General features: G+C 64.7%; 16 protein-coding genes. 1 reads left to right on the forward strand and 15 read right to left on the reverse strand.

Annotation, left to right across the window (positions count from 1 at the left end; genetic code table 11):
* Positions 1–13: 13 nt before the first annotated feature.
* Positions 14–982 carry a GTP 3',8-cyclase MoaA gene (locus ACWPW1_RS16325; RefSeq protein ID WP_059315728.1) on the reverse strand — a complete coding sequence of 323 codons (969 nt, stop codon included), beginning with the start codon at positions 980–982 and terminating at the stop codon, positions 14–16.
* Positions 983–1,045: 63 nt separating this feature from the next.
* On the reverse strand, positions 1,046–1,687 hold the full coding sequence (locus ACWPW1_RS16330) for a TetR/AcrR family transcriptional regulator (protein WP_007160588.1): 642 nt from the start codon (positions 1,685–1,687) through the stop codon (positions 1,046–1,048).
* A 171-nt stretch (positions 1,688–1,858) separates the two neighbouring features.
* On the opposite strand from ACWPW1_RS16330, the gene ACWPW1_RS16335 reads away from it, so the two are divergent.
* Positions 1,859–2,989, forward strand: coding sequence for an aminotransferase class V-fold PLP-dependent enzyme (locus ACWPW1_RS16335; protein WP_271655608.1), 1,131 nt, complete (start codon positions 1,859–1,861; stop codon positions 2,987–2,989).
* A gap of 217 nt (positions 2,990–3,206) precedes the next feature.
* Here ACWPW1_RS16335 and ACWPW1_RS16340 read toward each other — a convergent pair whose 3' ends face one another.
* The 13 genes from ACWPW1_RS16340 to ACWPW1_RS16400 form a co-directional block, all read right to left on the reverse strand.
* Positions 3,207–3,989 (reverse strand): TatD family hydrolase, encoded by a 783-nt coding sequence (locus ACWPW1_RS16340; protein ID WP_434774689.1) that lies wholly within the window; start codon positions 3,987–3,989, stop codon positions 3,207–3,209.
* A gap of 54 nt (positions 3,990–4,043) precedes the next feature.
* Complete coding sequence (locus tag ACWPW1_RS16345) at positions 4,044–4,400, reverse strand: PilZ domain-containing protein (protein WP_017641886.1); 357 nt, start codon at positions 4,398–4,400, stop codon at positions 4,044–4,046.
* Between the two features lie 39 nt (positions 4,401–4,439).
* Entirely contained in the window at positions 4,440–5,423 is a 984-nt protein-coding gene (locus tag ACWPW1_RS16350; RefSeq protein ID WP_454253428.1) for a DNA polymerase III subunit delta', read from the reverse strand.
* Positions 5,416–6,054, reverse strand: a complete 639-nt coding sequence (tmk, locus tag ACWPW1_RS16355; RefSeq protein ID WP_434774690.1) for a dTMP kinase — start codon at positions 6,052–6,054, stop codon at positions 5,416–5,418. Before tmk ends, ACWPW1_RS16350 begins: the two co-directional genes overlap by 8 nt.
* A complete protein-coding gene (gene mltG, locus ACWPW1_RS16360; RefSeq protein ID WP_454253429.1) occupies positions 6,051–7,109 on the reverse strand; it encodes an endolytic transglycosylase MltG in 1,059 nt (352 codons plus the stop codon). The genes tmk and mltG overlap by 4 nt, the downstream gene beginning before the upstream one ends.
* Positions 7,110–7,112: 3 nt before the next feature.
* Positions 7,113–7,925: an aminodeoxychorismate lyase gene (gene pabC, locus ACWPW1_RS16365; RefSeq protein ID WP_454253935.1), complete on the reverse strand. Its 813-nt coding sequence runs from the start codon at positions 7,923–7,925 to the stop codon at positions 7,113–7,115.
* Positions 7,925–9,169, reverse strand: a complete 1,245-nt coding sequence (gene fabF / locus ACWPW1_RS16370; protein WP_059315735.1) for a beta-ketoacyl-ACP synthase II — start codon at positions 9,167–9,169, stop codon at positions 7,925–7,927. Before fabF ends, pabC begins: the two co-directional genes overlap by 1 nt.
* A gap of 137 nt (positions 9,170–9,306) precedes the next feature.
* A complete protein-coding gene (gene acpP / locus ACWPW1_RS16375) occupies positions 9,307–9,543 on the reverse strand; it encodes an acyl carrier protein (RefSeq protein WP_007160597.1) in 237 nt (78 codons plus the stop codon).
* 167 nt (positions 9,544–9,710) lie between these two features.
* Positions 9,711–10,454 (reverse strand): 3-oxoacyl-ACP reductase FabG, encoded by a 744-nt coding sequence (fabG, locus tag ACWPW1_RS16380; protein WP_454253430.1) that lies wholly within the window; start codon positions 10,452–10,454, stop codon positions 9,711–9,713.
* 15 nt (positions 10,455–10,469) lie between these two features.
* Positions 10,470–11,405: an ACP S-malonyltransferase gene (fabD, locus tag ACWPW1_RS16385; RefSeq protein ID WP_454253431.1), complete on the reverse strand. Its 936-nt coding sequence runs from the start codon at positions 11,403–11,405 to the stop codon at positions 10,470–10,472.
* Positions 11,406–11,487: 82 nt separating this feature from the next.
* The gene (gene plsX, locus ACWPW1_RS16390) at positions 11,488–12,477 is read right to left on the reverse strand and encodes a phosphate acyltransferase PlsX (protein ID WP_454253936.1); all 990 of its coding nucleotides are present in this window, start codon (positions 12,475–12,477) and stop codon (positions 11,488–11,490) included.
* 6 nt (positions 12,478–12,483) lie between these two features.
* Positions 12,484–12,666 (reverse strand): 50S ribosomal protein L32, encoded by a 183-nt coding sequence (gene rpmF, locus ACWPW1_RS16395; protein WP_010797729.1) that lies wholly within the window; start codon positions 12,664–12,666, stop codon positions 12,484–12,486.
* A gap of 10 nt (positions 12,667–12,676) precedes the next feature.
* Positions 12,677–13,204: a YceD family protein gene (locus ACWPW1_RS16400; RefSeq protein WP_082696371.1), complete on the reverse strand. Its 528-nt coding sequence runs from the start codon at positions 13,202–13,204 to the stop codon at positions 12,677–12,679.
* Positions 13,205–13,260 lie beyond the last annotated feature (56 nt).

Here is a 13,260-nt window from a genome sequence, read left to right on the forward strand (position 1 = left end):
TTCGCGCCAGTTGCTAGCCGCCGATGATCTTCATCACCGTCACGCCACCGGAGAAGGCTACGTCCTGCTTGTCCCCCAGCGCCTTGACCAGCAGCCGCTGCAGGGCCGGCAGGGCCAGATGCCTGGGCTTGTCCAGCAGATCGCCGACATAGTGGCGGTTGCTGGACGACAGGCAGCCGTGCAGCCAGCCGGTGGACGACAGCCGTAGCCGCGAGCAGGTCCGGCAGAAGGGGACGCTTTCGTTGGCGATGATGCCGAAGTGACCACCCGACTCGACGCGATAGCGCAAGGCGGTGGAGTCCACCGGTGCATCGGCCTGCACATAGGCATGGCGCGAACCGATGATCTCCAGCAATTCCGCCAGTGGCACCAGCTGGTTGTTGAAGTGCACGGAATCCTTGGCCAGATGGCCCATGCGCATCAGCTCGATGAATCTGAGTTCGAAACCGCGCTCCAGGCAGTACTCCAGCAGCGGCAGCACCTGATCGAGATTCTGGCCCCGCAGCGGCACCATGTTGAGCTTGATCTTGAGGCCGGCGGCACGCGCCGCTTCGAGCCCGGCCAATACCGTGGCCAGGTCACCACCGCGCGCCAGGCGCGGAAAGGCCTCGGCATCGAGGGTATCGAGCGAAACGTTCAGACGGCGGATGCCGTGGTCGATGAGGAAATCGAGCTTGCGCGGCAGCAGCTGGCCATTGGTGGTCAGGCTGATGTCCTTGAGGCCGAGCTGGGCGACGCGGGCAAGAAAGGGCTCCAGCCGCGGCGTGACCAGGGGTTCGCCCCCCGTGATGCGCAGACGCTCGATCCCCGCGGCATCGATGAGGTATTCCACCCCGCGAGCCATGGTGTCGGCACTGAGCTCGTCCTGCGCAGCCACGAGTCGCTTGCCGTTGGGCACGCAATACGTACAGGCATAGTTGCAGGCCGCCGTGAGGCTGATCCGCAAGTTGCGAAACGCCCTACCCTGGCGGTCAACGATCATCTTGGGAACTCCAATAAGACAAGAGAAAAGGGATGGCACGGCATCCCTTGCCTCTATCGGACCCTAGGATCGGACAGGCGTTTCGACATCTCGCTTGCGGCGGTTGCCCATGCGAACGCCGATCTCCATGAGGAACTGGAAGAAACCCTCCTGATCCTCCAGCACGTCGCGCCAGAAGGGCGAATGGTAAAGGGCCACGGCCCCGTGCACCAGCGCCCAGGCGGCGCAGTAGTGGAAATAGGGAGGCACGTCCTCGAGCTTGCCTTCGTCGATCCGGCCCTCGATCAGGCTGGTCAGCCGCTGGAAGTTGGAGGTGCGGATGCTGTGCAGCTGCTCGACCAGTTCGGGTACCTGCCGCGTCTTGACCACCTTTTCCTCGAGCCGATCGAACAACCGATAGCGCTGTGGATCGCTCATGCGGAATTCGAAATAGGCGCGGGAGAGCGCTTCGCGGTCCCGGGCGACGTTGTCCGACTGGAACAGCTCGGCAAGGTCCCGTTCGTAATCCAGCATCAACCGCAGATAGATCTCGGCCTTGGAATTGAAATGCTTGTAGATGGTGCCTTTGCCGATACCGACCGCCTCGGCGATCATCTCGACGGTGACGCTGTCTTCTCCTTCGGAGAGAAAGAGTTGCAGTGCGGTATCGAGGATTTCCTGTTCGCGGCGACGGAACTCGCGGACTTTGCGGGATTCTTTCTGCATGGCAGCCCACTTGTTGTTTTGAAAAGGGATAGGGCCTTCGAATCGTCGGTTGCCCCTCGGCATACCGGCACTTCGTCACACCTTGGGCGAGCTCCACCGAGAGTATCGGTGAACCGCGCGGGCGCGCCCCTTATTATGCCCCATCACACCCAGATTGTACGGATCGAGTCAATGTCTTCCTGGAAGCACGAATTCCCTCAGGCCTACGCCATGCGGTACCTCAACCACGCGGCCGTGGCCCCCTGGCCCAAGCGCGCCGCGCAGGCCGTCACCGAATTCGCCGCCGAGAACTGCCAATACGGCGCGCGCAACTATCCGACCTGGCTCGTCCTGGAACAGCGCCTGCGTGACCGCCTGACCCGTCTGCTCAATGCGCCGGCCAGCAGTGACATCGCCCTGGTGAAGAACACCTCCGAGGCACTCTCCTTTGTCGCTTTCGGCCTGGACTGGCAGAGCGGTGACCAGGTGGTGATCAGCGACGAGGAGTTCCCCTCCAATCGGGTCGTCTGGGAAGCCCTGGCGCGCTTTGGCGTCGAGGTGGTGGAAGTCAGTCTGGGCGAGACGCCAGAAGCCAATCTGCTGGCTGCCTGCGGCCCCCGGACCCGACTGATGGCCATCAGCGCCGTGCAATACGCCAGCGGTCTGCGCCTGGACCTGCCCGCGCTGGGCCAAGGCTGCGAGGCCAAGGGCGTACTGCTCTGCGTCGATGCCATCCAGCAGCTGGGCGCCCTGCCCTTCGATGTCCAGGCCTGCAACTGCGCCTTCGCCATGGCCGACGGCCACAAGTGGATGCTGGGTCCGGAAGGCCTGGGGGTCTTCTACTGCCGCGCCGATTTGCGCGAGCAGCTGAAGCTGCACGAATACGGCTGGCACATGCTGGACAACGCCGGCGACTACAGCCAGCGCGAATGGCAACCGGCGAAGACGGCGATGCGTTTCGAGTGCGGCAGCCCCAACATGCTCGGGGCGGTGGCGCTGGAGGCCAGCCTATCGCTGCTGGAAGATGCCGGCATGCAGCAGGTGGGTCAGGATCTGCTGGCGCGGATCGAACTGCTGGACAGCCACATTCGCCGCCTGCCCGGCGCCATCCTGCATTCGCCGGCCGACCCACAGCGGCGTTCCGGAATCCTCACCTTCTCCCTCGAAGGCTGGGACAATCGCCAGCTGTTCGAGCGCCTCAAGACCGCCGATGTGGTCTGCGCCCAACGTGGTCCGGGCATCAGGCTGTCGCCGCACTTCTACACCAGCGAGCACGTGCTGGAGCAGACGCTGGACCTGGTCGGTGCGCTGGCACGCTTCTGAAGCGCCCTGAAAGGTCTGAGACCCGCAGTACCAGGGCAGTGCTATTCCAAAACTGTTTAAAAAATGTCCAGCCCAGGCTGGACCTTTCCCCGCGCTGACCAATACTCAAGTGACTGGCCGTGTCGACCCCCGCGACGCGGGCCAGGCAGGCGGTCCTCCGTCTAGGCGAACCGCTGGTCCGGCCCGGGTATCCCAGGATACCCGGGCCATTTTTTGCCTAGAGGGTGGCGCGGGGAAACAGCCGGCGGAAGTTGGCCGTGGTCTGCTCGGCCAGGGTCTCCAGGCTGACGCCACGCACATCGGCCAGGCACTGGGCGACCTCGACCACGAATTGCGGCAGGTTCGCCTTGCCTCTGTGGGGTACCGGGGCCAGATAGGGCGAGTCGGTTTCCACCAGCAGTCGATCGGCCGGCACCTGACGGGCTACTTCGCGCAGCTCGGCCGCATTGCGAAAGGTCAGAATGCCGGAAAAGGAGATGTAGAAACCCAGATCCAGGGCGGCCTTGGCCGTCGCCCAATCCTCGGTGAAGCAGTGCAGCACCCCGGCGCCTGGCAGATCGGCGGCGCCAAGCATCGCCAGGGTGTCGGCGCGCGCTTCCCGGGTATGGATCACCAGGGGTAGTGCCGTACGGCGGGCTGCCTCCAGGTGCAGGGCGAAGGACCGCTGCTGGATCTCGGCGGTATCCGGCTGATAGTGGTAGTCCAGCCCGGTCTCGCCGATAGCGGCAACGCGGGGATGGGCCAGCCGTTCCAGCAACCAGTCGAGATCGATGGCGCTGCCCTGGGCGGCATCCAGTGGGTGAATGCCCACCGCGCAGTGGACGTCGGCATAGCGCTCGGCCAGGGCCTGCACCGTGGGTGCATTGCCGGCATCGACGCCAATGCAGAGGAACTGGCTGACGCCACGGGCGCGCGCGGCATCCAGCGCTGCATCCAGGGAGCCGTCATGAAGGGAAAGATCGAGTCGATCCAGGTGACAGTGGGAGTCGACGAAGTGCACGAGAAATAGCCTTGAATCGGAAGACGCCCCGCCCCGAGCGGGACGGCGACGGCCTCACATGGTATGGGTGGGACGGTCCGACTTCAGGGAGCCGGCCAGATAGGTTTCGATCTTGTTGCGCGCGGTATTGTCGCCTTCGTTGAACTGCACGCCGACCCCGGCGGCACGATTGCCCTGGGCCCCCTTGGGGGTGATCCAGACCACCTTGCCGGCGACCGGGATCTTGTCCGGTTCGTCCATCAGGTTCAGCAACATGAAAACCTCGTCACCCAGCTTGTAGGTCTTGCCCGTCGGAATGAACAGGCCACCATTGCGGATGAAGGGCATGTAGGCGGCATAAAGCACCGACTTGTCCTTGATGGTGAGGGACAGGATGCCATTACGGGGGCCCAGGTTCTGCGGCAAACTCATGAGATTCTCTCGAGACAGGCAATACGGACGCGCGGATCGCTAGCGTCCGGGCACCAGGCCGGCCCAGCGGATCAACAGCGATTCCAGCAACAATACGCGGTTGAGGTTGGCTTTGCCCAGCACCTTCTGCCGCTCGGCATGCAGCCATTCCTGCAGCGCCAGGACCGCGGGCGGCGCGCTCTTCTCGGCCAGATAACCCAGCACCTTGGCCATGTCCGGCGCGGCCTTGTCGTCGACGCCACCCCACTGCTGGCGCAGCACGCCATGGGTCCATTCGCAGAACCAGTCGAGCAGCAGCGGCAAGGGCACGGCGTTCCAGCTCTCGGCCAGTTGGCTGGGCGCTGCCTGGCGCTTGAGCAGGCGCTTCACCCCCTCCACCACCAGCGCCCGGCGGGCGAGCACGTCTTCGCCATGCAGGCGCAGGGCTGCCAGCGGCGAGCCACCGGCCAGCACCAGCAACTGGGTGCGGATCTCCGGTTCGAGATCTGGCAGGCGCTCACCCAACCAGGCGAGACTTTCGGCGCGCGAAGGCACCGGGCAGGCCTGCTGCACGCAACGGCTGCGCACGGTGGGCAGCAGGCGACTCGGCTGGTGGCTCACCAGCAGCAGCACCGTCGCGCCCGAGGGCTCTTCCAGACTCTTGAGCAAGGCATTGGCGGCATTGAGGTTCATCGCCTCGACCGGCTCCAGGAGAATCAGCTTGCGTCCACCCAACTGCGCGGTCTGGGTGACGAAATCCACCAGGGCGCGAATCTGATCGACGCGGATGGGCTTTTCGGCCTCTTCCGGCTGGATCACGCAATAATCGGGATGAGTCCCTGCCTTCAGGAGCGAGCACGCCTTGCACTGGCCGCAGGCGGCATCACCCTGGGGCGCCTGGCACAGCAGCAGCGCGGCCAGGCGCTCGGCCAGGTCACGCTTGCCGATACCACGCGGACCATGCAGCAGATAGGCGTGGGGATGCTGCCGCCGGGGCCAGATCCGCGCCCACAGCGCCTGCTGCCAGGGATAGACGTCAGCCACCGAGCGTCGGCTCCAGAGAGGTGACCAAGGCGCGCAGATCCGCCTGCACCTCGGCCAGGCTGCGCGAGGCGTCGATGAGGCGATAGCGTGCCGGCACGGCCTGGGCGCGGTCCAGATAGGTCTGGCGCACCGCTTCGAAGAAGGCGCGTTGCTCCTGCTCGAATCTGTCCAGGGCACCGCGGCGGGCCGCCCTGGCCAGGCCAATCTCCACCGGCAGATCGAACACCAGGGTCAGGTCGGGTTGCAGGTCGCCCAGCACGAAGGCCTCTAGGGTGGCGATGCGCTCCACGGGGACACCGCGGCCACCGCCCTGGTAGGCATAGGTCGCATCGACGAAACGATCACACAGCACCAGGGCACCCCGTGCCAGGGCAGGCCGGATGACCTGGGCCAGATGCTGGGCGCGCGCGGCGAACATCAGCAGCAACTCGGTATCCACGGCCATGGGTTCGGCCGCTGGCGCCAGCAGGATCTCGCGGATGCGCTCGGCCAGCGGCGTGCCGCCCGGCTCGCGGGTCAGCACCACTTCACGGCCGGTGGCGCCAAGGAGTTCGGCGAGATAATCGCGGTTGGTGCTCTTGCCCGCACCCTCCGGGCCTTCGAGGGTAATGAACAGGCCGTTTGCGGTCATGGGGTTTCCTTGCTGTCAGGCGTCTGCGGGGCGGGGCTCGAGCGATAGTCGGAGCGACGCTTGAGCTGGAATTCCCGGACCGCCTGGTTATGCGCGTCCAGATCCTTGGAGAAGACGTGGCTGCCATCACCACGGGCGACAAAGTACAGGCTGTCGCCGTCCTTGGGATGCAGGGCCGCATGGATGGCCTCGCGTCCCGGCATGGCGATCGGCGTCGGCGGCAATCCCGCATTGAGATAGGTGTTGTAGGGCGAAGGCTCGCGCAGATCCGCGCGAGTGATGCGCCCGTTGTAGCGCTCGCCCATGCCGTAGATCACCGTGGGATCGGTTTGCAGCAGCATGCCGGCCGCCAGGCGCCGGACGAAGACCCCGGCGATCTCGTCGCGCTCTTCGGGCACGCCGGTCTCTTTCTCCACCAGCGACGCCATGATCAGTGACTGGTAGGCGTCCTTGTAGGGCACCGCGGGATCGCGCTCCTGCCATTCCTGGTCGAGTACGGCCTGCAGGCGCTGATTGGCCTGGCGCAACAGATCCGACTCGCGCTGGCCTTTCACATAGCGATAGGTATCGGGAAAGAAGCGGCCCTCGGGATGCTCACCGTCCAGACCCAGCCGCTTCATCAGGGCGGCATCGTCCAGTTCGGCGGTGTCGTGCTCGAGCTTGGGCTGGCGGGCCAGAGCGGCGCGAACCTGGTGGAAATTCCAGCCTTCCACCAGGGTGAGGCCATACTGCACTACATCGCCCTTGCGCCAAAGGCCGAACAGCTGCTCCACCGTCATGCCAGGGGTCAGGCGGTATTCGCCGCTGTGTAGCGTCTGCCCGGCTAGATTGAAGCGCCAGTACAGGCGCAGCCAGAAGGCGCCATCGAGCACACCCTCGTCCTCCAGGCGCAACAGAGTACCGCCGGGCGTCGCGCCCTTGGCGATCTCCACCAGTTGCTCACCATCGACCTTCAGCGGCTGAGTCAGCGCCTGGTGCTGGCGCCAACCGGCCATGACCAGCAGCAGGCCGCTAGCGGCCAAGACCGCCGTAAGCAGAGCTCTCGCCTTGCGCATCGGCTATTCCAGAATCTCGTTTATCGAACCTTGCAGTTTACGGGTCACCGGCCCCACGGACCAGTTCGCCGCTGCGTACCGGCGCACGGGCCAGATACCGTACTGGCTGTTGCAGAGAAAAACTTCGTCGGCCTGGAACAGCGCGTCCAGGGACAGTGGCATGACCGCCGTCTGCATGCCCTCCTGGGCGGCGAGGTCCATCAGCAGACCGCGCATCACGCCGGCCACGCCACAATGATCGAGCGCGGGGGTCAGCAGTCGGCCTTCGCGAACCAGGAACAGATTGCTGAACACGCCTTCGATCGGTCTGCCGTCCTGATCCAGCATCAGGCCTTCGGCATATTCGGTGGTGGTCCACTCCCCGCGAGCCAAGACCTGTTCGAGACGATTCAGATGCTTGAGCCCGGAAAGCAGCGGCTGGCTGGCCAGACGTGTGGTGCAGGGAAAGAGGGCGATACCCTCGGCAGCATGGGCCGCCGGATAGGCCGGTGCGGGTGAAGCCAGCAACAGTCGCCGGACCTCGGGCTCGGCTGGCGGCGCATAACCGCGCAGGCCATCGCCCCGGGTGAGCAGCAGCTTGGCGACACCCTCCCCCAGCAGCGCCGCATAGGCCTGGATCTCGGCCCCCACCTGAGCGAGGTCGCAGGGAATGCGCAATCGATGGCAGCCCGTGGCAAGTCGCTGCAGATGACGCTCCAGCAAGCGGGGCTGGCCCCGGCGTACGGCAATGGTCTCGAACAACCCATCGCCGTAGGCCAGGCCCCGGTCGCGCTGCAGACCAGGGGTTAGCGGTTGGCCGTTGAGCCAGTCCTGGATCAAGCGTCGAAGCGCCGGAACACCAGGCTGCCGTTGGTGCCACCAAAGCCGAACGAATTGGACAGCGCCACTTCGATGGGCCGCTGACGCGCCTCGTGGGGCACGAAGTCCAGATCGCAGCCGTCGCTGGGATTGTCCAGGTTGATGGTGGGCGGGGCCACCTGATCGCGCAGGGCAAGCACCGTGAAGATGGCTTCCACCGCCCCAGCGGCGCCCAGCAGGTGACCGGTCATGGACTTGGTGGAACTCACGCTCAGGCGCTTGGCCTGCTCGCCGAACACCTGCTTGAGGGCCGCCACTTCGGCCAGGTCACCGGCCGGCGTAGAGGTGCCGTGGGCATTGACGTAGTCGACCGCTTCCGGCGCGATGCCGGCGTCCTTGAGCGTCGCCCGCATGCAACGGGCAGCGCCCGCGCCGTCTTCCGGCGGGGCCGTCATGTGGAAGGCATCCGCGCTCATGCCGAAGCCGATCAGCTCGGCATAGATACGAGCGCCTCGCGCCTTGGCGTGCTCGTAGTCTTCCAGCACCAGAGCGCCAGCACCGTCGGACAGCACGAAGCCGTCACGATCGCGGTCCCAGGGACGGCTGGCGCGGGTCGGATCGTCGTTACGGGTCGACAGGGCACGAGCCGCGCCGAAACCACCAAGACCCAGACCCGAGGTCGCCATCTCCGAACCGCCGGCGACCATGACATCGGCCTCACCGTAGGCGATGTTGCGCGCCGCCATGCCGATGCAGTGCGTCGCCGTGGTACAGGCGGTGGCGATGGCATAGTTGGGACCCTGCAGACCCAGGTGGATCGACAGGAAACCGGACACCATGTTGATGATGGAGCCCGGTACGAAAAAGGGAGAAATACGGCGCGGACCCTGTTCGAGCAGCGACTGGCAATTCGCCTCGATATTGGTCAGCCCGCCGATGCCGGAACCCATGGCGACACCCATGCGCTCGCGATTGCCATCGTTGACTTCGATACCGCTGTCACGCATGGCCTGGAAGCTGGCAGCGAGACCGTATTGGATGAATAGATCCAGCTTGCGGGCTTCTTTCGCGGACAGATACTGCTCCACGTCGAATCCCTTGACCGATCCACCGATCCGCGTGCTGAAGGCAGAGACGTCCATATGCTCGATCGGCGCAATACCGCTGCGACCGGCCAGGATGCCCTCCCAGCTGCTCGCGACGTCGGCGCCAAGCGGCGATACCATGCCCATACCCGTGATCACGACACGTCTACGCGACACACCCAACTCCTCTTGTCCTTCCGGGGCGGCCACCCCACTTTAAAAAAGCCGATTCCATCGATCTTGATCATCGACCTAAAGAAAAGCCGCACGCCCTACAGGACGTGCGGCTTCTTGTGTCCGAAACTAGCGGCTACTTATTGCTGGTGAGCAACGATGTAGTCGATAGCTTCCTGGACGGTGGTGATCTTCTCAGCCTGCTCGTCCGGGATTTCGGTCTCGAATTCCTCTTCCAGAGCCATCACCAGTTCGACGGTGTCAAGGGAGTCGGCGCCCAGATCCTCGACGAAGGAAGCGCTGTTGGTAACTTCCTCTTCCTTCACGCCGAGCTGCTCAGCGACGATCTTCTTAACGCGTTCTTCGATGGTGCTCATACCGTGTTCTCACTCCTAAAGGAAAAATCCGCACAACGGATTGCGCGTAAGTGTATAGAAAGGGATTTCCGAATTTCAAGCTGACGCGACATCAAGACGTATGCGCGGCCATTGCTGGTCCGACAGTTTACCAGCTTAGCGCAATAGCCGCGCGGGGGTAACGCCGGTCAGCTCATGTACATTCCGCCGTTCACGGGGATCGTGGCCCCGGTCACATAGGCAGCGCCCTCACCGGCCAGGAAGCCAACCACCTTGGCGATTTCGTCGGCCTGGCCGAGGCGACCGGCAGGAATCTGGGTCAGCAGCGCGGTGCGCTGGGCTTCCGGCAGCTCACGGGTCATGTCGGTGTCGATGAAACCCGGCGCCACGGCATTGACGGTGATGTTGCGCGAACCTACCTCACGAGCCAGCGCCCGGGTGAAGCCCTCGAGGCCAGCCTTGGCGGCAGCATAGTTCGCCTGACCGGCATTGCCCATTGCCCCGACCACCGAACCGATGCTGACGATACGACCCCAGCGACCCTTGGTCATCCCCTTGAGCACGGCCTTGGAGAGACGGAACAGGCTGTTGAGGTTGGTATCGATCACGTCGTACCACTCATCGTCCTTCATCCGCAGCATCAGGTTATCGCGGGTGATGCCGGCGTTGTTGATCAGGATCGACGGGGCACCGAATTGCGCCTGGACCTGCTCGAGGGCGGTCGCGACGGAGGCGTTGTCGGACACATTGAGCACCAGGCCGGTGCCCACGATGCCATTGGCCTTGAGCGACTCGGCGATGCGCTGGGCGCCCGCCTCGCTGGTCGCGGTGCCGATCACGGTGGCGCCGAGCCGACCCAGTTCCAGGGCGATGGCTTGACCGATGCCACGCGTGGCGCCCGTGACCAGAGCGACCTTACCTTGCAGACTCATCTCGTTTTCCTCGATTCAAAAAGCCGCACGAGCGGCGGCGAAGGCATCAGGGGTGTCCAGGGCCAGCGTTTCCACGCCCTTGACGCATCTCTTGTTCAGACCGGCCAGCACCTTGCCGGGGCCACACTCCACCAGATGGGTGACGCCCTGGGCAGCCAGGTACTGCACGGATTCGACCCAGCGTACCGGGCTGTACAGCTGAGCCAGCAGATCCTGCTGGAGGCTGGCCAGATCGGTATTGACGCCGGCATTGACGTTTTGCACCACCGGAATCTCCGGCTGGCTCCAGCTGCAGCCGCGCACGTCCTCGGCGAAACGCTCCGCCGCCGGACGCATCAGCTCGCAGTGAGAGGGCACGCTGACCGGCAGGGCCACGGCGCGCTTGGCACCCAGCCCCTTGCACGCCTCGATGGCGCGCTCCACCGCAGCGGCGGAACCGGCGATCACCACCTGGCCCGGGGCATTGAAATTGACCGCACTCACGACGTCGCCCTGGGCGGCTTCGGCGCAAGCTGCCAGCACCTGAGCGTCTTCCAGGCCCAGGATGGCGGCCATACCGCCCTGCCCGGCCGGGACGGCCTGCTGCATCAGCTCACCACGACGCGCCACCAGGCGCACCGCTTCGGCGAACGGCAGGCTGCCGGCGGCGACCAGCGCCGAATACTCACCCAGGCTGTGACCGGCAACGTAGGCGGGCTTGGCGCCTCCTTCAGCCAACCACAGCCGCCAGAGCGCAAGGGAGGCGGTCAGGATGGCGGGCTGGGTACGGTCGGTCTGGTTGAGCGACTCCTGGGGGCCCTGCTGGGTCAGCGCCCAGAGGTCATAGCCGAGGACGGCGGATGCTTCCGCGAAGGTTTCACCGATCAGCGCGTGGTGCGTGGCCAGCTCACCCAGCATGCCCAGGGCCTGGGAACCCTGACCGGGAAAGACGAAAGCGAGAGAGGCAGACATAGGCAGGTCTCTTGTAGGTCCATTGCCGGCGAAACCGCGGTTCCGCCACTGACAGACTGAGATGTCGGTGTCGACCGGTCGGTCACACCGCTTTCAGAGCCGCCAAGTTTAACCGGATACGCTCGGGGAGATCAGTCTCCACATCGCGCAGCGCGCGCTCGATGGCCTGAACGAGACCGACTTCGCCTGCCGCGCCATGACTCTTCACCACTACCGCATTCAAGCCGAGAAAGCTCGCGCCGTTGCGCAGCTCCGGATCCCAGTGACGAAAACGCCGGGCCAGCCAGGGCTGCAGCAGCCGACGTTCGAGCCAGGAGGCCGTGCCGCTGCGCTCGACCAGCAGACGCAGCAAGGCCTCGCCGGACTTGAGCACGGCGTTGCCGGTGAAGCCATCGCAGACCACCACATCCGCGGCGGCGGCATAGAGATCGCTACCCTCGACGAAGCCGATGAAATCGAACGCCGGACTCTGGGCGAGGCGGCGCGCCACCTCTTGAATCACCGGCGTGCCCTTGCCCGGCTCCCGCCCGACATTGAGCAGCGCCACCCTGGGCCGGGCCAGGCCGCGCGCCTGGGCCGCACCCGCGCCCAGACAGGCGAACTGCACCAGCTGCTCGGCTGTGGTGTCCAGGTTCGCACCGAGATCAAGCAGCAGCGTCTGATGGTCTCCCCGCCCCGGCAGCGCCGACATCATGGCGGGCCGGTCGATCTCCGGCAGCGTCCCGAGCAGCAGCCGCGCGAGCGCCATCCAGGCCCCGGTATTGCCGGCACTCAGACAGCCATGGGCACGCCCGTGCTGAACCGCTTCGAGGGCGGCATGCATGGAGGTACGGGCGCGACTGCGCACTACCGTGGCGGGTCTTTCGTCAGGCCCGACGAGGGAGTCGACGTATTCGAAGTCCAGGCGAGCAGCAAGGGAAGCAGGCGGTGACCAGGCCGACAGGGCGTCGCGCTGACCACAGAGGAGAAGACGTAAGGCGGGGAAACGCTCGAGAGCGCTGAGTGAAGCAGGGACAATGCAGCGGGGACCGAAGTCCCCGCCCATTGCATCGATCGCGATGACGATTTCGATCGAGGATTACTCGTCGGAACCCTTGTCGATCACTTTGCGACCGCGGTAGAAACCGTCGGGCGACACGTGGTGGCGCAGGTGAACTTCACCGGTGCTCTTTTCCACGGACAGAGCGTTCGGTTCGAGAGCGTCGTGCGAACGACGCATGTCACGAGCGGAACGGGATTTTTTGTTCTGCTGAACAGCCATGATTTAACTCCTAAACGTTTGGGTCACGCTTCAACTGCGCAAGTACACTGAACGGGTTGGGTCGCTTTTCCTCGTCCGCCGGCTCTTCGGGCGCCTCGAAACCTTCAGGATGCTGGCAAGCCCCTTCTGGATGCGCGGGGATGATCGGCAGAGCGAGCAGCAGCTCCTCTTCGACCAAGCCATGCAGATCCAGCGGATCTTCACCAACCTCCAGGGCATCGTATCCCTGTGGCAAGGCATCGGCCGACTGCCCCTCCCAGAGCACGGCGAAATCGAATTCGCTGTGGATGGGAAGCACTGCCGGCTCCAGACAACGCTGGCAGATCATCTCGACCTCGGTATCGAGGACACCGTGGATGACGTACTGCCGCTGTTGATCACGCCCGAAGTCGAGGACGACGGCTACCGCGCCTTCGGACTTCACGAGCTGCTCGCCGACACGCCGCATGTTCGCGAGAGGCAGCTCACCCTTGAGGGTTACGCCGCGATCCGCCAATTTGCGAGGATCGACCTGAGGTGGAATTGGCCCATTCAACATAAGCGCGCCATTATAGGGACGGCCTTACGGCTGTCAAAGGAAATTAACCCCGAAGC

The organism is Pseudomonas sp. Marseille-Q7302 (assembly GCF_965111925.1).

Coding starts and splice junctions, on each gene's coding strand:
- ACWPW1_RS16325 (WP_059315728.1), bottom strand. CDS start 982: ATGATCGTTGACCGCCAGGGTAGGGCGTTTCGCAACTTGCGGATCAGC.
- ACWPW1_RS16330 (WP_007160588.1), bottom strand. CDS start 1,687: ATGCAGAAAGAATCCCGCAAAGTCCGCGAGTTCCGTCGCCGCGAACAG.
- ACWPW1_RS16335 (WP_271655608.1), top strand. CDS start 1,859: ATGTCTTCCTGGAAGCACGAATTCCCTCAGGCCTACGCCATGCGGTAC.
- ACWPW1_RS16345 (WP_017641886.1), bottom strand. CDS start 4,400: ATGAGTTTGCCGCAGAACCTGGGCCCCCGTAATGGCATCCTGTCCCTC.
- tmk (WP_434774690.1), bottom strand. CDS start 6,054: ATGACCGCAAACGGCCTGTTCATTACCCTCGAAGGCCCGGAGGGTGCG.
- mltG (WP_454253429.1), bottom strand. CDS start 7,109: ATGCGCAAGGCGAGAGCTCTGCTTACGGCGGTCTTGGCCGCTAGCGGC.
- acpP (WP_007160597.1), bottom strand. CDS start 9,543: ATGAGCACCATCGAAGAACGCGTTAAGAAGATCGTCGCTGAGCAGCTC.
- fabG (WP_454253430.1), bottom strand. CDS start 10,454: ATGAGTCTGCAAGGTAAGGTCGCTCTGGTCACGGGCGCCACGCGTGGC.
- fabD (WP_454253431.1), bottom strand. CDS start 11,405: ATGTCTGCCTCTCTCGCTTTCGTCTTTCCCGGTCAGGGTTCCCAGGCC.
- rpmF (WP_010797729.1), bottom strand. CDS start 12,666: ATGGCTGTTCAGCAGAACAAAAAATCCCGTTCCGCTCGTGACATGCGT.
- ACWPW1_RS16400 (WP_082696371.1), bottom strand. CDS start 13,204: ATGTTGAATGGGCCAATTCCACCTCAGGTCGATCCTCGCAAATTGGCG.